Here is a 23,397-nt window from a genome sequence, read left to right on the forward strand (position 1 = left end):
TCTGCATCAAACATCTGTCTGAATGCTAAACGACCAATACGGCCAAAACCATTAATTGCAACTTTTACTGCCATAATATGACATTCCTCCTTAAATAATTTCTATTTGTATTATAATCCAGCACTTAACTAAAATCAACTATTTCACAAGTATTTATACAAAGGTAAACCCTTTCATCTCAACTTTTTTTATACTGCAGAATAAAACACAAAAATGAAGCATAAGCGTGTAAAAACTATATTAATTTATAGAAAAAAAGAATAAGGATTTCTCCTTATTCTTCTCCATAGTTATCTTCAACTAAGCCTTCGTCTTCTTCCTCAGTGTTTTCTTCTGATTCATCATCATTATAGATATCATTCATATCGATATGCACTTCTTCGAATCTATGTCTTGTTCTAAGATCCCATTTATTTTCACCAACAGTGATCATACGACCATCTAAGATCATATTTGTATAGAATAATGATTCGTTATCATCTTTCTGTCCTTCATCAAATTCTTTCTTTTCAGCAACTTCTTTCCAGATATCATAGAAGCTTAATGCCCCTGCTGATTTAGTAAGAATTTCAAATGCGATATTAACCATTGACTCTTGTCTGTAATCCATAGTAGCCTCCTACATCTTTTCTGGTGCATGAACACCAATTAAGTTTAATGCGTTCGCAAGTGTAATACGTGTTGCTTCTACAAGTGCTAAACGCTGAGATGATAATTCTTTGTTTTCTTCATCGATTACATGACAGTCACCATAGAATGAATGGAATAACTGAGCTAATCTCTGAATATAGTTTGCAATCTTATGAGGTGCTCTTGTACGAGCTGCATCATTGATTGTGTTCTTGAATTCATTAATGTGTTTTAATAATTCAACTTCTTTTGGATTATTAATCAATTCAAAGTGATCTGCAGGTTCAATATTCTTTTCTGCTGCTGATCTCATGATTGAACACATTCTTGCATGTGCATACTGTGCATAGTATACAGGGTTTTCATTTGACTCTGACTTAGCAAGACCTAAGTCAAAATCAAATGGTGTGTTCGCTGCTTTCGCTACAAAGAAATAACGAGTTGCATCTACACCAATATCATCAATAAGGTCACGAATAGTAACAGCGTTACCAGTACGTTTACTCATCTTAACAACTTCACCATTTTCAACCATTCTTACCATCTGTAAGATATCGATATTCAACTGATCCGCATCATAACCTAAAGCCTGGATAGCAGCTTTCATACGATTAATATAACCATGGTGGTCAGCACCAAGTAAATCAACTAAGTAATCATAGCCTCTATTCATCTTGCTTAAGTGATATGCGATATCTGGTGTGAAGTATGTATAGCTTCCATCAGTTTTAATAAGAACACGATCCTTATCATCACCGAAGTCAGTTGTTCTAAACCATAAGGCTCCATCCTGTTCATATGTATAGCCTTTTTCTTTTAACTTATTGATTGCAGGTTCAATCTTATTCCCTTCATATAAAGAAGTTTCAGAGAACCATACATCAAATGATACACGGAATTCCTTTAAGATATCTTTGATCTTCTGTAATTCGTGTTCAGTACCCACCTTGCGGAAATAAGCAATTGCTTCTTCTTCAGTTAACTGAGTTAAAGCATCTCCTTCTTTTTCCTTGATACTCTTTGCAATATCAATGACATCCTGTCCCATATATCCATCTTCAGGAATTGGACGTTCGATATCAAATAATGCAAGATAACGGCTGTATAGAGATAATGCAAGGTTAGTGATCTGTTTACCTGCATCATTAATATAATATTCTCTTGTTACATCATATCCTGCTTTAGTCATGATACGGCAAATAGAATCACCTACTGCAGCACCTTTTGCATGACCTAAGTGTAAGTCTCCTGTAGGGTTTGCAGAAACGAATTCTACGTTATATTTCTTTCCTTCACCGAAGTGAGTCTGTCCATAATTGTCCTTTTCTGAAAGTACTTCAGTAATTACTGAAGTAAGCACATCATTTTTCATAAAGAAGTTAATGAAACCAGGACCAGCAATTTCTACTTTTTCTACATGTGCTGCTTCCTGATCAAGTGAATCAACAATGGCTGTCGCAATTTCACGAGGATTCTTATGGAGTGTTCTTGTCAGCTGCATTGCAATGTTAGTAGAATAATCACCATGAGTAGAATCCTTAGGAATCTCAATCATGATATTTTCAGGGGTGATATCTACTGCTTCAAAGCACTTATTAACAGACTGACCAATGGCGATTTTTAGTGAGTTTTCAAGCTTATTTTCAGCCATCTTGTATTCCTCCTTTTTTATTTCATACTCTAAATAATGTATCACAAAATGTTGGACTGTCAAGAATTTTATAATAGCGGTGAGAATAATCTCAATAATCCTTCTACGAGTCCTTTAAAATGACGGCTGTCATCTATTTTTACAGGTGCACAGATCTCATTCATCTCTCTAAAATCTCTCTTAATCGCAGATAAACATTCTGCTTCATATAATAAGACATTACATTCAAAGTGTAAGTATAAAGAACGATAATCAAAGTTGATAGTTCCAACTGTCGCTGCTTTACCATCTACTAACATGACTTTTGCATGTAAGAAACCTGGTAAGTATTCATACACTTCAATACCTGCACGAATAAGATCATAATAATAAGAACGTGTAACTCTAAAGACAAGTTTCTTATCTGGTACATGAGGAACATATAATCTGATCTTGACACCATTCTTAGAAGCCAGACACAATGCCTTCAACATGACATCATCGATAATAAAATAAGGTGTCATAATATCGATACTTCTAGATGCATGTGTAATCATATTTATATAAACAGATTCCCCTACCCCTTCATCATCAAGTGGATCATCTCCATAAGGTAATACATAACCTGTATTCTTAAATGGTTCAGGATGGTAGGTATGGGGTTTGAACTGTTCTATATCTTCTCCATGGTATTCCTTATGATAAGCATAGAATGTAGAAAGGAACATAGATGTCAATGACCATACTGCTTCTCCTTCTAAACGAATACCTGTATCCTTCCAATGTCCAAAACGCATTTTACAGTTGATATACTCATCAGCTAAGTTAAACCCTCCAGAATAACCAATATAACCATCAATCACACAGATCTTACGATGGTCTCTATGGTTCTGACTTAAGGAGAAGACCGGAATAAAACGATTGAACATCACTGTTTTAATACCTGATTCTTCTAGCTTCTTCGCAAAGTGAAGAGGTACAGTCGTAAAGGAACCGAAGTCATCAAAGATAAAACGAACATCAACACCTTCCTTGACCTTCTGTTTTAAAATACACATGATGGTATCAAACATAAGACCTTTAGACACAATAAAGTATTCCATAAAGATGAAATGTTTTGCATGTAGAAGATCTTTAATCATATCCTGGTAGTTATAATCACTTAATGAATAATATTTACATTCTGTATGATTATAGATAGGGAATGATTGTCTGTTGAGATAATCTAAAGAAATAATCTTCTTATTAAGAATCTGATTTCTAATAATCGGATCCTGTTGTCTTGTTTGATTGAAATATTGTACTTCTGGCTGAATCTTTTTCTTTAACCAGCGTGAAGGTCTCTTATTACCTAATAAGAGATAGAGTAATCCACCCACATTAGGTAACAGCATGATAAAGAAGATCCATGTCATCTTATAGTTTGTATTCTCATCCTTACTAATCAAATAAAAGATCATAAATGCGGAAAGTGAGATAAATAAGAAACGAACCACACCATTAAAATCTGTAAGTATTGACGCAAAGTATAGAAGATAAATAGCCTGAATACAGATAAGCGCAATATAGATTACAATCGGACTCAATAAGAACTGAATAAAACGATAAAGATATTCAAAGAACAATGCTGTAAAACGTTTTATATATTTCATGAAGGCATTCCTTCTTCATCTATATCAGAATAATGCACCATCATATAAGCTTTTGTCACAAGATGTTCTTGATCATAGAGTTCATAAATGAACTTCATTGCACCTTCTCTATATTCTAAAGAAATCACATTTGTATGAAGTTCTACAATACCATAGGGTAATGTATATTTATTCGGTACACGCATATCCTTATTAAAATGTAATACAGATTGATCATTCACAAGATGAACATGTGTTTGATCATATTGAATACGAATAGGTTTTCCATCTACTTCAAAAGAGATATAATGAATCCCTTTGGCTTCATAATGATCCCCAACCTCTTTATATTTCACTTTTTCTTTTACTGGACCATTCACCAATAAACATTCATAAGAAATTCTTTTTTTCATCATTCTACCTCCTTAATTATATAGTAGCCTTCTGTACGATACCCATTTTCCAAGTAAAAATCAAGAGATTGTGAATAAGGAACTATCTTCACTACATGTATATGTTGTTTCTTGAAGAAATCCTCTATGGCACCTAATACCTCTTTTTCATAGAATTCTCTACGGTCATCAGGTAATAATGCAATCTCCTTCACACAGTCTTCAATAATATGTGCACATCCAATAACATGATCTTCTTGATAGAATTCTAAGAATACCCCTTCATGTGACCATTCTTTTAAAGTCTGTTCAAGAATATAATGTGTCCCCTGAGCATTCATATAGTTATTAAAATATTGATATTTAAAAGAAGAACGTCGAATTACTTGTCTTGTAGAAAAGATCTTCTGATCTTGTTTGGCTTTACCTAATAATATAGCCTGGACAATTTCTGATTCTTCTGGTAGTGAACTGATTGTTCCATCTTCCTTAAGAATCTCTACTTCATTTGCATGACTGACCTTCATACGCTTATAAGGCACCTGATTCATAATCGCATCACTTGTAACATAATAGCGAGGATCCAACCCTTCTTCTATACATATTTTTCGTGTATTTTCATAATCTTCATCACCCTTCAGGGTACGATATTTAAATAATTTTCTTTCTAATAAACGAGTAGATAAATCCTTGAGTATTGTATCCTCTTCATCCATAAAGCATCTTATATAATAAAGTAATGATGTTTCATCCAGCTTCACAAATTGTTCAGGTGTAAAGTTATCCTCTAAGAAAGGAATAAGAAGTGGAAATGAAGATTTAAAGGTATAGTTTTCTTTATAAAGATCCTTTACACGTTTCATGACACTCCCTAGAACCTGTTCATAACTTCTAGATACAGGATGATAATAAACCTGCCAGTACATATAATAACGGGCTAGAATATAATCTTCTATTGCCTGTACACCGGATAATTTAAAGACAATACGATCATCTACAATACGCATAGTACGCAGTATTCTTGATAAATCAAACTGTCCATAAGTCACACCACAGTTATAAGAATCACGTAGAAGGTAATCCATACGATCAGCATCCACCTGACTAGAGATCATCTGCACTAACATTGGTTTATCGGCTTTCTTTTCTATAATACTCGCCACATCTTCAGGTAAACGAGGATCTATTTGTGTTAGTACTTCATGAACTTCTGTATGTCCTCTAATAAGTGCTGTAGTCATCTTTTCATGATTATATTGGAAAATGCCTTCAAATGAATGAGAGAAAGGACCATGTCCTAAATCATGTAATAAAGCAGCACATAATACAGTCAATCGTTCATAGTCGGTTAAGTGTTTTTTGACTTGTTCAAGTTCTGTCATTTGGCGTGTTATTTCATAAACACCTAAGGAATGCACAAAACGTGAATGTTCTGCACTAGGAAATACCATGGATGTACCCCCTAGCTGTTTAATACGTCTTAAACGCTGAAACTCTTTTGTATTAATAAGCTTCCAGATAGGCATATATTCAACACGTATATAATCATGGACTACATCTCTAAATACTTTAGTATCAAACAAACGATAGTCTTCTAAATGCATGGTATCACCTTCCTTATGGAGATTATTTTATCATTTTTGAGAGATATTTGCGAATGATATAGGTTATAATAGATGTGGAGGTATATTTATGTATATTGATGAAATTTATGCTGCACGTGATTATATTCAGTCACGTTATAAAAATCCTATTGATGTCGCAATTGTATTAGGTTCAGGTTTAGGACCACTTGCTGATGTAATTAATGAACCTGTAGAAATTGATTATAAGGATATCCCTTATTTCCCTGTTTCTACTGTACCAGGACATGCTGGTAAATTAATTATTGGTGAAATTGGTGGTAAGATTGTTGCCTGTATGAAGGGACGTTTCCATTTCTATGAAGGCTATGATATGCAGAAAGTCACAATGCCTATTCGTGTATTTAGTGCTTTAGGTATTAAGAACCTTATTGTGACAAATGCTTGTGGTGGTGTAAGAGATGATTTAAATCCAGGACAGATTGTAATTATTTCTGATCATTTATCATTCATGATGCCATCTCCTTTAAGAGGACCTAACCTAGATGACTTTGGACCACGTTTTAAGGATATGACTGATGTCTATACATCAACACTTCGTTCTCTTGCATTTGAATCAGCCAAGAAAGTGAATGTAGATGTAAAAGAAGGTGTTTATTGTTTCTTTAAAGGACCACAGTTTGAAACACCTGCAGAAATCAGAGCATTCAAGACACTTGGTGCAGATATGGTAGGTATGTCTACAGTCCCTGAAGCTATTGTTGCAAGACATTCTGATATGAAAATTTTAGGTATTTCATTAGTGACTAATAAAGCAGCAGGATTATCTAGTAATGAATTAAATCATATAGAAGTCATGGAAGCAGCTAATAGTGCAGAAGAAAGACTTGTAAAGCTTGTAAAACAGATTTTAGAAGACATGTAACAAAGACCAGCGTGCGCTGGTCTTTTGTATTAGTCTAGATTTTCACCATTAGATTCAATGACTTTCTTATACCAGTAGAAAGAGTCTTTCTTGCTTCTCTTCATTGTACCAGTACCATCATCATGTTTATCTACATAAATAAAGCCATAACGTTTTCTCATTTCTCCAGTACCTGCAGAAACAAGGTCAATACAGCCCCAAGTTGTATAACCGATTAAATCAATACCTTCTTCAATCGCTTTGTCCATTTCTTTAATATGTGCACGGTAATAATCAATTCTATAATCATCATGAATAGAACCATCTTCTTCTACTGTATCAAAGGCACCTAAACCATTTTCTACAACCATTAATGGTAATTCATAACGATCATAAACGACTTCAAGATAGTATCTTAATCCCTCAGGATCTAATGCCCATCCCCAATCAGAATATGTTAAGTAAGGGTTGCGTACACCAAATGACATATTACCACCTACTGTGTCTTCATTCTTATGAGTTGTAATAGACTGAGACATATAATATGAGAATGTATAGAGATCAACAGTACCATTCTTTAATTCCACTAGATCCTGTTCTGTGATATCTAATTCTACATTATGTTCCTTCCATAAACGTTTAGCATATGTAGGATATTTACCTTTACACTGTACATCTCCACAATAGAAGATGCCTTTTTCCCATTTATAACGATTAAAGAGAATATCTTCTGGGTCAGAAGTAAGTGGATAATAAGTAATACCACAGATCATACAGCCAATCTGGTAATTTGGGTCAATTGCATGACCAATCTGTACAGCTCTTGCACTGGCTACAAACTGATAATGAAGATGCTGATATGCTTCCTGGAAAGCTTCATCACTTGCATTATCTGGTAAGAAGTTAATTGTATTATTGATTTCATTAAATGTAAGCCAGTATTTCACAAGCCCCTTATATTCTTTAAAGATTGTAGTTACATACTTTTCATATAATTCAATGAACTTTCTATCCTGCCAGTCACCATACTTTTCTTCTAAAGCAAGTGGTGTATCAAAGTGCCAGATAGAAACGAGTGGTTCAATACCTGCATTTCTTAGTTCTGTGAATACATTTCTATAGAAGTCTAAACCAGCCTGATTAGGTTCAGTTTCTTCTCCTGTAGGATAGATTCTAGACCATGAAATAGAAAGTCTGAACATCTTGAATCCCATTTCTTTAAGCAAGGCGATATCTTCCTTATAGTGATGATAGAAATCAATACCATCATGGTTAGGATAGAGTTCATCATCAAAGACTGCAAAGTGAGCCCCTTCTGGTAATTTAAAACCATGATTAGGTAATTTCTGTTTCTGACCATCCTTATCAATAAATGTAACCATTCTAGGAGTATTCACTGTTCCTCCTGTAGTTACATCGGTACGGGCCATACCTCTTCCATCTACATTCCATGCCCCTTCACACTGGTTGGCAGCAACAGCGCCACCCCAATAAAAATCTTTACTAAATGTCATAGTTTATTCCTCCTGCAAAATATTATACTAATTTTAAGACAAATACATTGAAATCCGACAGATTATGAAAATATTATTTTGGAATATCTAACGAACCATAATAGTTATTTAAACCTACAATATGTATATATGTTTTGTGATTGATAGAGATATAATCCACATTTTCAGTTAAGTTCTTGTATGTATCAGCTATTTGATATTCACAAAGAGGATTCTTCATAATAGTTCCCGAATATCTTATATCAGTAGAAATGGGATAAGGATTATAGACAGGCATATTAGTATAGAGTGGTATTTCTAGTACACGTTCAATATGATCCATGTCATTAGCTATGTCCCCTCTTAACATATTCTTTGCTTCACTATATGGTGCACGGATATTGGACATATAGTAATGATGTCCAGGATTATTGTTGTGCACATCAAACTTCTGTAAGTACAAAGAGTCCTGTCCTTTGGTGATATAGTTATCAGTGAGATACTTAGAACCATAGAGTATAGATTTTTCTCTTGTATCCCAGCCTCTCACTGCTGCAAAGTCTATTCCATCCTGATCACTACTATTAGCACCTATATTATATATATTATAGAAGAGAGGTCCTTGTGGATTGTTTCTTGCATGTCCTCCACGAAGTCCTAGTCCTCCACCTGCCTGTTCTTGAATTGCACGGGTAATGAGTAATGACATAGAGATGTTATTGACTTCTGCACTGTGATGATAGAGTTCTGCCCAATCTTTTTTAGACTGTGGTTCTATACCTGACATTTCAGTTCCTGCCAGCATTCTTTTTCCTTCCTTTAATGTTTCAGAAGGATTATAAGTGAGTTTCTCAAACATCAGTGCATGATAAGCATCAAGTCCATTGCGTGGATCTAAGAAATAACGTGCTGCCTGGAGTGAGACACGATACCATGTCTGTCCTTCAATAATATCAGGAGAAGCAATCATCTGAGAATCATTTGTATCTATTAGTGACTTACTTTGAAAGATAGAAGCAGTTTGACTAAAGTCTAATGAAGTATTAAGAGGTACATAGCGCCATTCTGGATAAAGTGTATGTAAGAATCGTAAAGATTGTTTATAGTTATCAGGAAATGATGTGATTTCTTTTTCAAAAGATTCATCAAATACATATGCAATCACATTACGACTTGGTATATAGCCTTCTTTCTTCTCACCATTCACATATATATAACCATAATATTGAGAACCTCTTTGTCCTTCTACAACTAAAGGTTGTCCCATTGTGAGTGTTTGATTAAGAAAAGATGTATTCTCTTTAACTAAGAAAATATGAGGTGCAAGCTCCTTATACGAAGTACATTGATGAACACCTAGAAGTAAAACTAGTACACATACTATCTTAATAATCGATGTCTTCTTCATTGACCCACCCCACCTGTGCACCACATAGTACATATGCATAATGCCCATATATACCTGCAATCTTGACTTCTGTTCCTTTTTCACCTATAAACCAATGATCTGTATAATCATCTAAACAATAGAGATGATGATTTCTTTCATATAAGAATTCATTCTTAATAGAGATCATTACATGATCACTCACTCTATAACATTGACTAAACTCTTTTCCTTTTTTCATCATCTTTACTTCATAATCAGGAAAAGCTATCTTATGATCTACTTCACCATTACCATAAAGATCTTTATTTAATACACCCATAGGAAATGGCTGTACACATTCTGTTTGATATGTCACTTCCCCCTTATAACTATGAATAATAAGCGCATTTAATTGTGAAATAGGCTTCACACCTGTTCCTCCATCAATACAGATAATCTTCTTTTCTTCATCTATAATAATGTCATTATGAATAGAACGAGGGAAATAATTGGATGTAGGAAGATGTCCTACTACAACTGTATATTTTAATGAATGTCCTAATTCATAAAAATGTTGGAGTTCGAGGTAAGATGATAAACCACACTCCTTATAATTGTCTCTTGGCTCTACACCTGCATGGACAAATAAATAGTCATTAAACAATAGTGTAGTAGGTAAATGGGACATGAACTTTAATTCTTGTTTAAGTTTTTCAGCCATAATCTTCTGCATACCTAAAGGTGTTTCATGTCCATCACTAAAATGTTCATGATTATAAATATCTCTAATAATACCGTTCTTACTATTTCTCTTTAAATACTTAGGAATTTCTCCTGCAATCTCTGGAATAGTAAGTAATGCATTCATTGCCCATTCACAATTCCCCATCAAAACATAACACTTAGGAAAGCGTGAGAGATTCATAATAAAGTGTATTGTTTCTAATACCTGGTCTCCTTTTTCTACAAAGTCACCAATAATAACAAGATAATCCTCTACAGGATCATAATTCACTTTTCTCAATAATTCTTTAAAACGGTCTAAATGACCATGTATATCTGATATCGCAATCAGGCGATAATCATTCTTTTCTTTTTTAATTAAATGTTTAGGCGTTAACATAAATACCCTCCTGATATCATTCTACAACAAAAAAAGTAGGTTGACCCTACTTTCTTGTTGCATAATATTTTCTTACAAGCATCTGTGTTTTACGAATATGTCTTTGAATACGTTCTGTTGCTTCATCTTTGTCTCCATCAATGATGGCTTCTAGAATAGCACGATGTTCTGCAAGTGATGATTCTAAACGTTCTGGACGTGCAATAGAATGTCTTGATGTCACAGAAACATAGTAATGAATATCCTTAAGAATCTGTTCAAAATAGGTAGACTGTGTTGCCTGATAAATAGATTCATGGAATAGAATATTGAAATCATTCACTTTATCAAAGTCACCCTTTGTAGTATAGAATTCTAATAATTCAAATACTTCTTTAATTTTAGCAAGATGCACTTCATCCATACGATCAATTGCGAATGAAACAGCTAATCCTTCTAGAGAAAGACGTATTTCAAACATATCATCAATATCACGAGGTGAAAAACCTTTCACATAAACACCTTTATTAGGAATACTTTCTACTAAACCCTCTAATTCTAGCTGCTTTAATGCTTCTCTAATAGGTGTACGAGAAATCTTCAATTCTTTCGCAAGTGTCAATTCATTTAGTTTGTCACCGCATTGATAACTTTCATTAAGAATACGATCACGTAATAAGATAAATATTTTAGAGCCCAATGATCCATGGGAAGTTGATTCAAAAATGCTATGAGATGGCATTTCGTTGTCCCTCCTCTTATAATTTATCGATAATTGCGTTTGTAAACTCTTTTGTAGTTGCCTGTCCACCAATATCAGGTGTTGTAAACTTACCTTCTTCTATGACTGCTGCTAGGGCTTCTCTTAAAGATTGTGCTTCTTTCTGTTTATTTAATGCTTCAAGCATCATTGCGAATGCAAGAATTAAAGAACTTGGGTTCGCAATACCTTTACCTGCAATATCAGGTGCACTGCCATGAACAGCTTCATAAATACGGTAGTCATCACCAATATTACCTGATGGTGCAATACCAAGACCACCTACAAGACCTGCACATAAGTCAGAGACAATATCTCCATATAAGTTTGGTGCGACAAGGACATCAAATGTCTCTGGACGCTGTACAAGCTGCATACACATATTATCAATAATAACTTCCTGTGTTTCTATTTCTGGATAGTCTTTTGCCACTTCTCTATAACAATCAAGGAAAAGACCATCTGTATACTTCATTATATTGGCTTTATGGATGGCTGTCACTTTTTTTCTGTTATTTGTGCGTGCATATTCAAATGCATAACGACAAATACGTGTAGAAGCTTCTCTAGTGATTAACTTAACACCATTCGCAATATCATTAGTGAGCATATATTCAATACCTTTATATAAATCTTCAGTATTTTCTCTAATAATGACTAAGTCAATATTTTCATATTTAGAATCAATACCCCTGAAATTACGTAAAGGACGTACATTGGCATACGTAGAGAATTTCTGTCTTAATGCGACATTCACACTTCTAAAACCTGTTCCAATTGGAGTCGCTGTAGGACCTTTTAATGCCCATTTATATTCTTCAATTGCATCTACAAGAGCAGGTTCCCATACTTCACCTGTTTCTTTCGCATATTCTGCCCCTGCTCTATATTTAACCCATTCAATATCTAGGTTCATTGCTTTTGTGATAGATTCAACACTTGCTGAAATCTCTGGTCCAATACCATCACCTGGAATAAGTACTGCTTTCATTAGAAATCTCCTCCTAGTTCTTTAATCGCATTTAATAATCCACCATACTGAATCATGACTTTTTCACGAGCTGATAATGATAGATGTGCTGTAATAGTTTCATTTGTATTCTTATTAGTCACCACAATGTCCTTACCTTCTTCTACAGATGTTAATAAGTCACTTAATTCGTAATCATCCTGATTATTGAAGAAATCATAATCTTTCGCATCAATAACAAGTGGAAGAATACCATTGTTGATTAAGTTAGAACGATGAATTCTTGCAAATGAAATTGCGAAGATAGCTTTGATCTTTAAGTAGTTAGGTACTAATGCAGCATGTTCTCTTGATGAACCCTGTCCATAGTTATCTCCACCTACAATGAAACCACCATTGTTTTTTACGGCTCTATTATAGAATTCAGGATCTACCTTAGAGAATGAGAACTTAGCTAAATGAGGGACATTAGAACGGAATGGAAGTAATTTAGAATCAGAAGGCACAATATGGTCTGTAGAGATATTGTCTCCTACTTTTAATACAACTTTACCACTTACTGTATCTGTTAATTTATCTCCTCTAGGAACTGGTTTGATATTTGGTCCCATATAGATTTCATTATCAGGGATATATTCACTAATAAAGAAGTTAGGATTCTTCACAAATGGTGTATCTGGTACTTCTTCTAAAACCATATCATCTTCAAATTCCTGTGATAAATAACCTTTGACTGCAGATAATGCAGCAACTTCTGGAGAGACAAGATATACACTTGCATCGTTTGTACCAGAACGTCCTTTAAAATTACGGTTGATTGTTCTCAAAGATACACCTTTTGATAATGGAGCCTGTCCCATACCGATACAAGGACCACATCCACATTCAAGAATTCTTGCACCTGCATGAATCATATCTGCAAGAGCACCATTTTGTGCAAGCATAGAAAGAATAGAGGATGAACCTGGCGCAATAACTAAAGAAACATCTTCAGCTACTTTACGACCTTTTAAAATCTTTGCAGCACGCATCATATCTAGTAAAGATGAGTTTGTACAAGAACCAATAACTACCTGATTGATCTTCATACCTTCTAATTCTTTTACATCTACTACATTATCTGGTGAATGAGGCTTGGCAACCATAGGAACTAATGTAGACATATCGATTTCAATAGTTTCATCATATGTTGCATCATCATCAGCTTTCATTTCAACATATTCATCTTCTCTACCCTGTTGTTTTAAGTAAGCTAAAGTATTTTCATCTGTTGGGAATACTGAAGTAGTCGCACCTAGTTCTGCACCCATGTTACAGATAGTGGCACGGTCAGTTAATGAAAGATCAGTTAAACCTTCACCTGTATATTCAACAATCTTATTAACCCCACCTTTTACAGATAATACCTGTAGGATTTTTAAGATAACATCTTTTGCAGATACCCAAGGTGCTTTACGTCCTGTTAGTTTAACCTGTAAAACTGATGGACACTGAACATAGTACTTACCTGTTGCCATAGCAACGGCTACATCAAGTCCTCCTGCACCAATCGCAATCATACCCATTGCACCACATGTTGGTGTATGAGAATCTGAACCAATAAGCGTCTTACCTGGATGTGAGAAATTTTCAAGCTGTAACTGATGACAGACACCATTACCTGGTTTAGAGAATGTAATACCATGTTTTCTTGCAACAGATTTAATAAATTCATGGTCATCCATGTTTTCAAAACCAGTCTGAAGCATGTTATGATCAATATAAGCCACTGCTTTTTCTACTGCAACATGTCCTACATTCATAGCTTCTAACTGTAAATAAGCCATTGTACCTGTAGAATCCTGTGTTAAAGTCTGGTCAATTCCAATACAAATAGATGTCCCTGGAACTAATACTCCTTCTTTAAGATGTGCATTCAAGATTTTATACGCTAGATTCATATAATCTTCTCCCCCTTGTTTATTATTGTATACAATTATACACATATACCATTCTATGTGCAATATAAAAAACAAAGATAATTTGTATTTATTTCGTTAAATTGGTACAATACACTGGGTGATGAAAAAATGATATTATCTTGTTCAGGACTTACTAAATCTTATTCAGGAAAAGAAGTCCTAAAAAATATAACTTTCCATATAGAAGAGCATGATAAACTTGCCATCATTGGTGTCAATGGTGCTGGTAAAAGTACATTGCTTAGAATTCTTTTAAATGAAGAGGCTTATGATGATGGTATGATGACCATTGCGAAGAATATTCGTATTGGGACACTCAATCAGGAACATAAGTTTGATCTTAATAAAAGTATTTATGAAACATTGGAAGAACCTTTTGAAGATTTAAAGAAAATAGAGAAACGTATTCGTGAATTGGAACAGGAAATGGCTGTGACAAATGATTTAGATACAATTATGAATCAGTATGATTCTTTATTATCTAAATTCCAGGATGAAGGCGGTTATGCTATGGAATCACAAGTCAAAGGTGTTTTGAATGGTTTAGGTTTTGATGAGGATATGTGGTATAAACCAATTGGTATCTTATCTGGTGGACAAAAGACAAGAATTGCATTAGGTCAGTTACTATTACGTTCTCCTGATTTATTATTGCTTGATGAACCGACTAACCATCTTGATGTTAATTCTATTGAATGGTTAGAAAATTATTTAAAACAGTACAATAAAGCAGTCATTGTAGTATCCCATGACCGTTATTTTATTGATCAGGTGTCTACTTCTATTATGGAAATAGAGAATGGCAGAAGTAAGATATATAAATGTAATTATTCTAAATATGCTGAAATCAAGAAGCATGATCGTGATGTAGAGTTAAAACATTATTTAAATAATCAGAAAGATATTAAACGTATGCAGGAGTCTATTGACCGTTTAAAATCTTATAACCGCGAAAAACAGGTAAAACGTGCTGAGTCTAAAGAGAAAGCACTTGAGCGTATGGAGAAAGTAGAAAGACCAGAGAGTCTTCCTTCTAGTATCCGTTTTGCATTTGTTCCTGAAGTAGAGAGTGGTTATGATGTTTTAAAGGTAGACGATGTAGCGATGGCTTTTGATAAGCCACTGTTTGATTCTGTATCTTTTGAAGTCAAGAAAGGTGAAAGAGTTGCCTTACTTGGGCCTAATGGTGTAGGTAAGACAACTATGTTCCATTTGATTCTTAAAGATTATTTACCTGTACATGGACGTATTCGTTTGGGTTCCAAGGTTATGATTGGTTATTATGATCAGGAACAGACTTCTTTATCTCCTGAAAAGACAATCTTTGATGAAATACATGACGCTTATCCTGATATGAATAATACAGAGATTAGAAATATCTGTGCTGCATTCTTATTCAAAGGTGAAGATGTATTTAAAACAATTGATGTTTTATCCGGCGGTGAAAAAGGACGTATTGTCTTAATTAAACTATTACTTAATAAAGCCAACTTCTTGATACTAGATGAACCAACAAACCACTTAGATATTCAGTCTAAGGAAGTACTAGAAGATGCATTATTAGATTTTCCTGGTACTATTCTCTTTATTTCTCATGACCGTTATTTTATTAACAAGCTCGCTACTAAGATTGTGGAAATGAATCCTCATGGTGATGAAATCTTTGGTGGTAACTATGCTTATTATCTTGAACATCGTAAAGTAGAAGAAGTTGTGAAAGAAACAGCGGTAAAAGTTCAAAATACTATTGATAAGAAAAAGAAGAATAAATTAAAGAAGATAGAAAATGATATTTCTGATTTTGAAGAGAAGATCAGTGCAAAGGAAGAAGAACTCCATAGTGATGAAGTGATGAATGATTATCAGAAGTATAATGAAATCACTGCTGAACTAGAAGACTTAAATAACAAATTAGAAGAACTCATGATGGAATGGGAAGAACTTTCAGAAGAGATGAACGCTTAAAAGGACTAGGGGCAACCCTAGTCCTAATTTCTTTGTTTCAAATTGTAGATCAGTATAAATGCACAAATAAAATCACCAATGATTGATACAATAAATGGATAGAATGCATAAATATCTTTTAATGTCGGCAAGAAAGATAAGACAAAAATATTCTGAGAATAACATAAGAATTTAATACCTATCACCATAAAGGCAATCATATAAGTAAACCATAAACAATAATGTGTATAAATACCTCCTGGTACAACATGCTTTAATTTTTCATATTCATTCTCTGTTCCTCTATTATGAGATAACTTGATATACATATTCTTATATATCTTGAGATTCATACGTGAGAACATGATGATTGGAATATAAAGTAATGTCCAGAAACCAATAGTCCCTAAGTATGGACATAATAAACCGCTCATAATAGAAGCACCCATACATATATAAAATGAACGTGGCATAGCGAATGTCATTCCCTCAGGATCAAAGTAATCATACAGTTCTCTTCCACCATAACGATGTAACCATTTATTTCTTTCATCATAAACAGTTTTAATAGATAAGACATTAACCATTAAACCAATCATATAGAGTACTGTATTCATTAATTCCCCTCTTTTATTAATAAGAGTAACAGTACTGTCTCCATCTAATTGATAGAGGAAAAGCATGATGACTGAAGTCACAATAACTAACATCACTGAAAGAATAAAGTAAGCATTATAAAGCGTATCTTTTTCTGAATCATCAGCTTTTTTAATACGATATTCCATCAAGCCATAAAGGCCTGTTTCTATTAATATAGCAAGACTTCCTAAACCTATAGGAGGATTAATTAGGAAAATAAACCAGCTTATTAGCGATAAAATAATTGAATTCATATTAATCTCCTTTCCCACCTATCATACACTAAAAAAAACATCCGGAAAAGACCGGATGTTCATTTATTATTCAACGTCGAAGTCGTCTGATAAGTCTTCACCATTTGTAGCGATGACTTTCTTATACCAGTAGAATGAATCTTTCTTATAACGATCAAGAGTTCCTGCTTCTTCATCTGTAGTATCTACATAGATGAAGCCATATCTCTTTCTGATACCTTCATGAGTTGATACTAAGTCGATAGCTGACCATGGGCAGTAACCCATCATTTCGATATTTTCAGTAACAGCCTTATGTAACTGTTCGATATGTGCTCTTAAGTATGCAATTCTGTAGTTATCATGAACACGACCATCTTCTAATGTATCATAAGCACCTAACCCATTTTCAGTAACGATCATTGGTAAATGATAGCGAGAATACATTTCTCTCATAGTTGCTAAGAAACCATCAGGGTCAATTTCCCAGCCGAATTCAGTCTTCTTAAGGTTTGGATTTGCATACCCCTTATAGTAACCTGCTTCACCACGAGATGACTGCTGGTCTGCACCTGGATCTAATTCATCATCAGCTGCTGCTTTCTGTACAGTTGCAGTTGAATAGTAGTTGAAACCAATGAAGTCTGGGTGTGCATTCTTCATAGCTTCTTCATCCCCTTCAGCAAATGTAGGTGTTGCATCATTTTCTTCTAAGTAAGTCCATACTAAGTTATTGTATTTTCCATAAACAGCCATATCTAAATATAACCAGTTTCTGATTGCGTTGAATTCCTGAGCTACTAAGTTATCTTCTGGCTTACAAGATGCTGGATATACATAAGAAATGTTTGGAGCTGGACCAATCTTTGCGTTTGGAAGCATTTCATGACATAAAACCATAGCTTTAGCCTGAGCAACTAACATATGGTGGTTCTGCTGATATACTTCTTTTAATACATTTGTAGTACCTTCAGGAATTCTTAATGTACCGATAATTGGACCAGCTAAAGTAAGCATGTTCTGTTCGTTGATAGTTAACCAATATTTAACTCTATCACCAAAGTTTTCATACATAACCTTAGCAAAGTTAACGAACCAGTCTACTGATTCAGGGTTAGACCAAGAACCTCTCTTGTCTAATGCATCAGGCATATCGAAGTGGAACATAGTAACTAATGGTTCGATATTATATTCTAAACATGTATTGATCACATCATTGTAATGATCAATACCTGCCTGATTGATTTCACCAGTTCCATTAGGAATAAGTCTAGTCCAAGCGATTGAGAAACGATATGTCTTGAATCCCATTTCAGCCATTAACTTGATATCTTCTTTATAGCGATGATAGTGATCTGCACATACATCTAAAGATGAAGTTCCTGCTGGTAATTCTTTAACATCCTGACAAGATGGACCTTTACCATCTGATAAGTTTGCACCTTCTACCTGGTAAGCTGAAGTAGAAGCGCCCCATAAGAAATCTTTTGGAAATGCTTTTAATTTGTTATCTAACATTTTGTGTGTCTCCTTTTCTTTTCTGACACCATTATAACGGAAGATTTAAAAAAACTTGTTTCTTTTCAGCAAATGAAAAAAAGAGAAAATGTTTTCACATTTTCTCGCTTATCTTGCACTTTTTTTGTAAAAAGTATTGTTAAATTTTCTTTTCCATCAGATATCTTAAGAGTCTTTCTCCACGTCTTTCATTGATTTGTTCTTCAATGACTGTATAACCCTTAGATTCAAAGAATGGTTTAGATGTAATAGATGAAGTCACATTAATGACATGACAATCATGTTTTTTTGCATAGGCTTCTAAATCTTCTACAAGTTTTGATGCAATCCCTTTTCTTAAATAATCAGGATGAACATATAAACGATCTAAATAACCAGTTTTACCTATATTACCAAATGCAATCAACTTCTCATCTTCTTCTACTACGATAGTATGATTCTTTTCCAAAGACTTTTCCCAGTGATATTCATTGGCCACTTTTGGTGCAATGGCTTCTAATTGGGCTTCTGTATAATCATTCTTATTGACTTCATGAACAGTGACATAAAATAAATCCATAACTGCATGAAGATCTGTGTTCTTGTATTCTCTAAATTCCATTTATATCACCTCTGTTTCATACATCACATTATATCATTATTTGTCCATAAAAAAAACGGTCATTATAGACCGTTTCTACTAAATACCGAATAATAAATCGATATAGTTTGGAATTGGATACTGCTGAGCACTTACTTTAGTTTCTAAGCTATCAGCAGTTGCACGTAATGCATCCATAGCAGGGATAACTAAATCCTTCCATGCAGTTGCATTATCTAATGTAGAAGTATCAGTTGCATCAGCTTTATTAATAGCTTCTTCTAATGCAATCATCTGTTCACGCATAGTTGAAAGTAAAGAAGTTAATACCTTTAAATCTTTAACCATAAATGTATTGTCTACACCAGCCTTAGCTACTTCTTTTGCATCATTAGCTAAAGTACCACATGCTTTTACATATGCTGGATATAATTCAGTCTTAGCCATTGATAAAGCAGTTAAAGCTTCAACACGGATTGTCTTAGCATAGTTGTCTAACTGGATGTCATAACGTGAATCAATTTCAGCTTCAGTTAATACACCATGTTTTACAAACATTTCACGAATTTCAGGTTTCTTTAAGCAAGAACATGCATCTACTGAGTTTGCATGGTTAGGTAATCCACGTCTTGCAGCTTCTTCTTTCCATTCATCTGAATAACCATCACCATTGAAGATGATTCTTTCATGATCTTTGAAGAATTCTCTAATGATATCATCTAATGATTCACCTGCGTCTAATCTAGCAGCCATCTGATCATATTCTTCAGCCATGATAGCATTTAACATAGTGTTAACTGCTGCAACTGACTGAGATGAACCAACCATACGGAATTCAAATTTATTACCTGTGAAGGCAAAAGGAGATGTTCTGTTTCTGTCTGTTGAGTCTTTAGAGAAATCAGGGATAACTGATACACCAGTAGTGAATCTTTCACCTGTAGTCGCATTTAATTCTTCACCATCAACGATTGCTTTAATAACCTGGCTTAAGTCATCACCAACGAATGCTGAAACAATTGCAGGTGGAGCTTCGTTTGCACCAAGTCTGTGGTCATTACCAGCACATGCAGCAGATAATCTTAATAATTCAGCATATTCATCAACACCCTTGAGAGCGCAGGCAAGAGTAGCTAAGAAAGGCTTATTGTTGATTGGATCAGGTCCAGGACTAAATAAGTTAATACCAGTATTAGTTAATAATGACCAGTTATTATGCTTACCAGAACCATTAACACCTTCAAATGGTTTTTCATGTAATAAACATCTTAAACCATGTTTCTTCGCAATATCCTGAGATAACTGCATAACTAATGCATTATTATCAGCTGTTACGTTTGCTACTGTATATACACATGCAACTTCATGCTGTGCAGGAGCAACTTCGTTATGCTTAGTCTTTGAAGGAATACCATATTTCCATAATTCGTTGTCAAGATCCTTCATGAAGGCACCTACTTTACGTTTAATAGAACCAAAGTAGTGATCTTCTAATTCCTGACCCTTAGGAGCGCTTGCGCCATAAAGAGTACGACCAGTTAACTTTAAGTCAATTCTCTTCTGCCAGTATTCATCTAATACTAGGAAATATTCCTGTTCAGCACCAACTGATGCTGTTACTTTTTTAACATCTTCTAAACCAATCTTATTTAATAAGTTAGTAGCAGATGCACTTAAAGCATCACAAGCACGTAATAATGGAGTCTTTTTATCAAGCGCTTCACCAGTATAAGAACAGAATAATGTAGGAATATATAAGCTACCATCTTTTACAAAGGCTGGAGAAGTACAATCCCATGCAGTATAACCACGTGCTTCGAAAGTAGCACGAATACCACCAGATGGGAAAGAAGAGGCATCAGGTTCACCTTTTCTTAATGTCTTACCACTAAATTCAAGAACTGCTCCGCCATTTCCATCTGGTTCTAAGAAAGCATCATGCTTTTCTGCAGTTAAACCAGTCATTGGCATAAACCAGTGAGTGAAATGTGTAGCACCATTCTCAACAGCCCAGATCTTCATTGCATTTGCGATTACTGTCGCAACTTCTTTTGAAAGAGGTTCTCCCTTATCTAGAGCTTCATGGAAAGCTTTATAAGTAGATTTAGGAATACGTTCCTTCATAGTTTCGTCGTTAAATGTATAACGACCATATTCATCTAAAAGTTTGTTCATTTCCATACGATTACATCTCCTTTTTATGGGTATGATTGTAGCAATAAAAAATATTTACGTCAATACATTTTTATCACTATGCAATAATTTTTATCATCCACTCCTTATTGCACCCACATAGTATCACAAAATGTATGCTTTTAACTACTCTAATTCAATAATTTTCACTTTTTAAAAAATATTGCTCAACTTGTTATTTAATGATAATAAGGATATAATTGTGACGAGGTGAAAAATATGTTTGGAAAACAGAAAACATTGATCATAGATCATAATAGTGAACGTAATGATCGTCTTAAGAATTATCTCGATCAAGATCATTTTATTTGCTATCAAGCAAAGAATTTAGATGAATATAATGACCTTTATTTTGATAATACCTATGATTGTATTATTCTAGAAGATGTATTCCCAGGTATTAATACAAGTCAGTTCTTAGTAAAAAACAGACGTAAATCCCAGGCTATTACTATAGTCATGAGTGATATGTTGAATGAAGCTTATTTAGAAGATTTATTAGATGCAGGTGCAGATGATTATATTGTTGCACCATTCTCACTCACTGCTTTATTAAGAAAGATACAAGATGTTTATAAGATGGGTGTATTAAGACCTAGAAAGATTTATCGTTTTAAAGATATTATTCTAGATGATACTGCAAAAACTGTATCATTAAATGATCATGCAGTAACACTTACAAAAAACGAGTTCAAACTATTAAAAATGTTGATGTCCCATCCTTATCAGCCTTATACTTCCACTAAAATCTTTGAATGTATATGGGGTGATAGTGTCTATGCAGATGATCAATCAGTGATGAACTTAGTCAGTTCACTCATAATAAAACTTAATAGAACAGGTGCACACGAAGAATATATAAGACGCTTTGGCGCTAACTCTTATAAAATGGCCATATAAAAAAAGAATGCATTATGCATTCTTTTCTTTTAGCTTCTCTTATTGATTTTTCTACGTCTTCTGCTTTCGCGTCTTTCTTTCTTTTCAATCTTACGATGCTGGTCAGTATAATCCGCTACTGTACAGTGGATACGTTTATTTGATTCGCAAATTGCATCTACAAATTCATATCTATCTTTTGGGAATGTACTATATCTCTTCTTTAAATCTGTATAAAGTTCAATAGCATGAGGTCTAGTGACTAAGTCAGCCATTCTTGATACTGGATCACAAATAACTTCACATGTCATTAAATCTACTTCTTTCTGTGGTAATAATCTTCTCTTGAAGATCAAAGTTTTGCCATCGACAATATATTTATAAGGACGACATCCTAAGAAATAAAGATACATTGCAGCTAAGAAAATTGTCACAACGATTAATGACTGCTGATCCAATGATTTTAATACAAACATGACGATATCATAAACCCAAACAAGAGTTAAAGCGCCTAGCCAAATACCAACAGCTAGGTTTGGTTTTACCTTGAATTCTTTCATAAAAAAAAGGCCTCACTTTCTTCTCTATTATACAATATTTAGTCGATTATTACAATAAAAAAAGAAGAGAGGTAATGCTCTCTTCTCAATGTCGAAATTATTATTATAAATTTTAATTAAATTATTCAGCAGCCTGTTTTGCCTGGAATTTTTCGTAGGCAATTAAGAATGGTACATAGATTAATACAGATGCTGCAACTACGATTAACTGAGATACTGCACCCATTGGGCTACCACCTGTAGCTAAGAAGCCAAGGATAACTGGTGGCATTGTCCATGGTACTTCAAGTACGATCTTAGGACAGAATCCACTAGATACTAAGATATAACCGATAACGATTGTAGCAACTGGAGCTAAGATAAATGGAATGTCTAGGATTGGGTTCAATACTAGAGGGATACCAAATGTCATAGTTTCGTTGATGT

General features: G+C 34.1%; 19 protein-coding genes and 1 pseudogene. 3 read left to right on the forward strand and 17 right to left on the reverse strand.

Annotated features, from left to right (window positions below; genetic code table 11):
* Positions 1–274: 274 nt before the first annotated feature.
* From rpoE to QZQ55_RS04785, 5 genes are all read right to left on the reverse strand, one after another.
* Complete coding sequence (gene rpoE, locus QZQ55_RS04765) at positions 275–610, reverse strand: DNA-directed RNA polymerase subunit delta (protein WP_295090527.1); 336 nt, start codon at positions 608–610, stop codon at positions 275–277.
* A gap of 9 nt (positions 611–619) precedes the next feature.
* On the reverse strand, positions 620–2,281 hold the full coding sequence (gene argS, locus QZQ55_RS04770; RefSeq protein ID WP_295090529.1) for an arginine--tRNA ligase: 1,662 nt from the start codon (positions 2,279–2,281) through the stop codon (positions 620–622).
* A gap of 68 nt (positions 2,282–2,349) precedes the next feature.
* Positions 2,350–3,912, reverse strand: coding sequence for a cardiolipin synthase (gene cls, locus QZQ55_RS04775; RefSeq protein WP_295090532.1), 1,563 nt, complete (start codon positions 3,910–3,912; stop codon positions 2,350–2,352).
* On the reverse strand, positions 3,909–4,304 hold the full coding sequence (locus QZQ55_RS04780) for a DUF1934 family protein (RefSeq protein WP_295090535.1): 396 nt from the start codon (positions 4,302–4,304) through the stop codon (positions 3,909–3,911). Before QZQ55_RS04780 ends, cls begins: the two co-directional genes overlap by 4 nt.
* The gene (locus QZQ55_RS04785) at positions 4,304–5,887 is read right to left on the reverse strand and encodes an HD domain-containing protein (protein WP_295090538.1); all 1,584 of its coding nucleotides are present in this window, start codon (positions 5,885–5,887) and stop codon (positions 4,304–4,306) included. The genes QZQ55_RS04780 and QZQ55_RS04785 overlap by 1 nt, the downstream gene beginning before the upstream one ends.
* A gap of 88 nt (positions 5,888–5,975) precedes the next feature.
* On the opposite strand from QZQ55_RS04785, the gene QZQ55_RS04790 reads away from it, so the two are divergent.
* On the forward strand, positions 5,976–6,791 hold the full coding sequence (locus QZQ55_RS04790) for a purine-nucleoside phosphorylase (protein ID WP_295090541.1): 816 nt from the start codon (positions 5,976–5,978) through the stop codon (positions 6,789–6,791).
* 29 nt (positions 6,792–6,820) lie between these two features.
* On the opposite strand, the gene QZQ55_RS04795 is transcribed toward QZQ55_RS04790, so the two are convergent.
* From QZQ55_RS04795 to QZQ55_RS04820, 6 genes are all read right to left on the reverse strand, one after another.
* Positions 6,821–8,284: a family 1 glycosylhydrolase gene (locus tag QZQ55_RS04795; RefSeq protein ID WP_295090544.1), complete on the reverse strand. Its 1,464-nt coding sequence runs from the start codon at positions 8,282–8,284 to the stop codon at positions 6,821–6,823.
* 73 nt (positions 8,285–8,357) lie between these two features.
* Positions 8,358–9,671, reverse strand: a complete 1,314-nt coding sequence (locus QZQ55_RS04800; RefSeq protein ID WP_295090547.1) for a hypothetical protein — start codon at positions 9,669–9,671, stop codon at positions 8,358–8,360.
* On the reverse strand, positions 9,649–10,755 hold the full coding sequence (locus QZQ55_RS04805; RefSeq protein ID WP_295090550.1) for a metallophosphoesterase: 1,107 nt from the start codon (positions 10,753–10,755) through the stop codon (positions 9,649–9,651). Before QZQ55_RS04805 ends, QZQ55_RS04800 begins: the two co-directional genes overlap by 23 nt.
* 46 nt (positions 10,756–10,801) lie before the next feature.
* The gene (locus QZQ55_RS04810; RefSeq protein ID WP_022425953.1) at positions 10,802–11,476 is read right to left on the reverse strand and encodes a GntR family transcriptional regulator; all 675 of its coding nucleotides are present in this window, start codon (positions 11,474–11,476) and stop codon (positions 10,802–10,804) included.
* Between the two features lie 16 nt (positions 11,477–11,492).
* Positions 11,493–12,485, reverse strand: a complete 993-nt coding sequence (locus QZQ55_RS04815; RefSeq protein ID WP_295090553.1) for an isocitrate/isopropylmalate dehydrogenase family protein — start codon at positions 12,483–12,485, stop codon at positions 11,493–11,495.
* Positions 12,485–14,404, reverse strand: coding sequence for an aconitate hydratase (locus QZQ55_RS04820; protein ID WP_295090556.1), 1,920 nt, complete (start codon positions 14,402–14,404; stop codon positions 12,485–12,487). Before QZQ55_RS04820 ends, QZQ55_RS04815 begins: the two co-directional genes overlap by 1 nt.
* Positions 14,405–14,533: 129 nt before the next feature.
* Here QZQ55_RS04820 and abc-f point away from each other — a divergent pair, with 129 nt between their 5' ends.
* Positions 14,534–16,390 (forward strand): ribosomal protection-like ABC-F family protein, encoded by a 1,857-nt coding sequence (gene abc-f / locus QZQ55_RS04825; RefSeq protein ID WP_295090559.1) that lies wholly within the window; start codon positions 14,534–14,536, stop codon positions 16,388–16,390.
* Positions 16,391–16,413: 23 nt separating this feature from the next.
* Here the strand turns inward: abc-f and QZQ55_RS04830 are convergent, their stop codons facing one another.
* The 4 genes from QZQ55_RS04830 to QZQ55_RS04845 all read right to left on the reverse strand — a co-directional run bounded on the left by QZQ55_RS04830 (position 16,414) and on the right by QZQ55_RS04845 (position 21,520).
* The gene (locus QZQ55_RS04830) at positions 16,414–17,262 is read right to left on the reverse strand and encodes a hypothetical protein (RefSeq protein WP_295090562.1); all 849 of its coding nucleotides are present in this window, start codon (positions 17,260–17,262) and stop codon (positions 16,414–16,416) included.
* 66 nt (positions 17,263–17,328) lie between these two features.
* Entirely contained in the window at positions 17,329–18,759 is a 1,431-nt protein-coding gene (locus QZQ55_RS04835) for a glycoside hydrolase family 1 protein (RefSeq protein ID WP_295090564.1), read from the reverse strand.
* Positions 18,760–18,898: 139 nt separating this feature from the next.
* Positions 18,899–19,360, reverse strand: a complete 462-nt coding sequence (locus tag QZQ55_RS04840; RefSeq protein ID WP_295090567.1) for a GNAT family N-acetyltransferase — start codon at positions 19,358–19,360, stop codon at positions 18,899–18,901.
* Positions 19,361–19,438: 78 nt separating this feature from the next.
* Entirely contained in the window at positions 19,439–21,520 is a 2,082-nt protein-coding gene (locus QZQ55_RS04845) for a glutamine synthetase III (protein WP_295090569.1), read from the reverse strand.
* 231 nt (positions 21,521–21,751) lie between these two features.
* Here QZQ55_RS04845 and QZQ55_RS04850 point away from each other — a divergent pair, with 231 nt between their 5' ends.
* Entirely contained in the window at positions 21,752–22,432 is a 681-nt protein-coding gene (locus QZQ55_RS04850) for a response regulator transcription factor (RefSeq protein WP_295090571.1), read from the forward strand.
* Between the two features lie 29 nt (positions 22,433–22,461).
* Here QZQ55_RS04850 and QZQ55_RS04855 read toward each other — a convergent pair whose 3' ends face one another.
* Positions 22,462–22,971: a hypothetical protein gene (locus QZQ55_RS04855; protein WP_295090574.1), complete on the reverse strand. Its 510-nt coding sequence runs from the start codon at positions 22,969–22,971 to the stop codon at positions 22,462–22,464.
* A 121-nt stretch (positions 22,972–23,092) separates the two neighbouring features.
* A pseudogene (locus QZQ55_RS04860) lies at positions 23,093–23,397 on the reverse strand (PTS sugar transporter subunit IIC); the annotation flags it as partial.

Origin of the sequence: uncultured Catenibacterium sp., assembly GCF_900540665.1 — a bacterium.
Taxonomy (GTDB): Bacteria; Bacillota_I; Bacilli_A; order Erysipelotrichales; family Coprobacillaceae; genus Catenibacterium.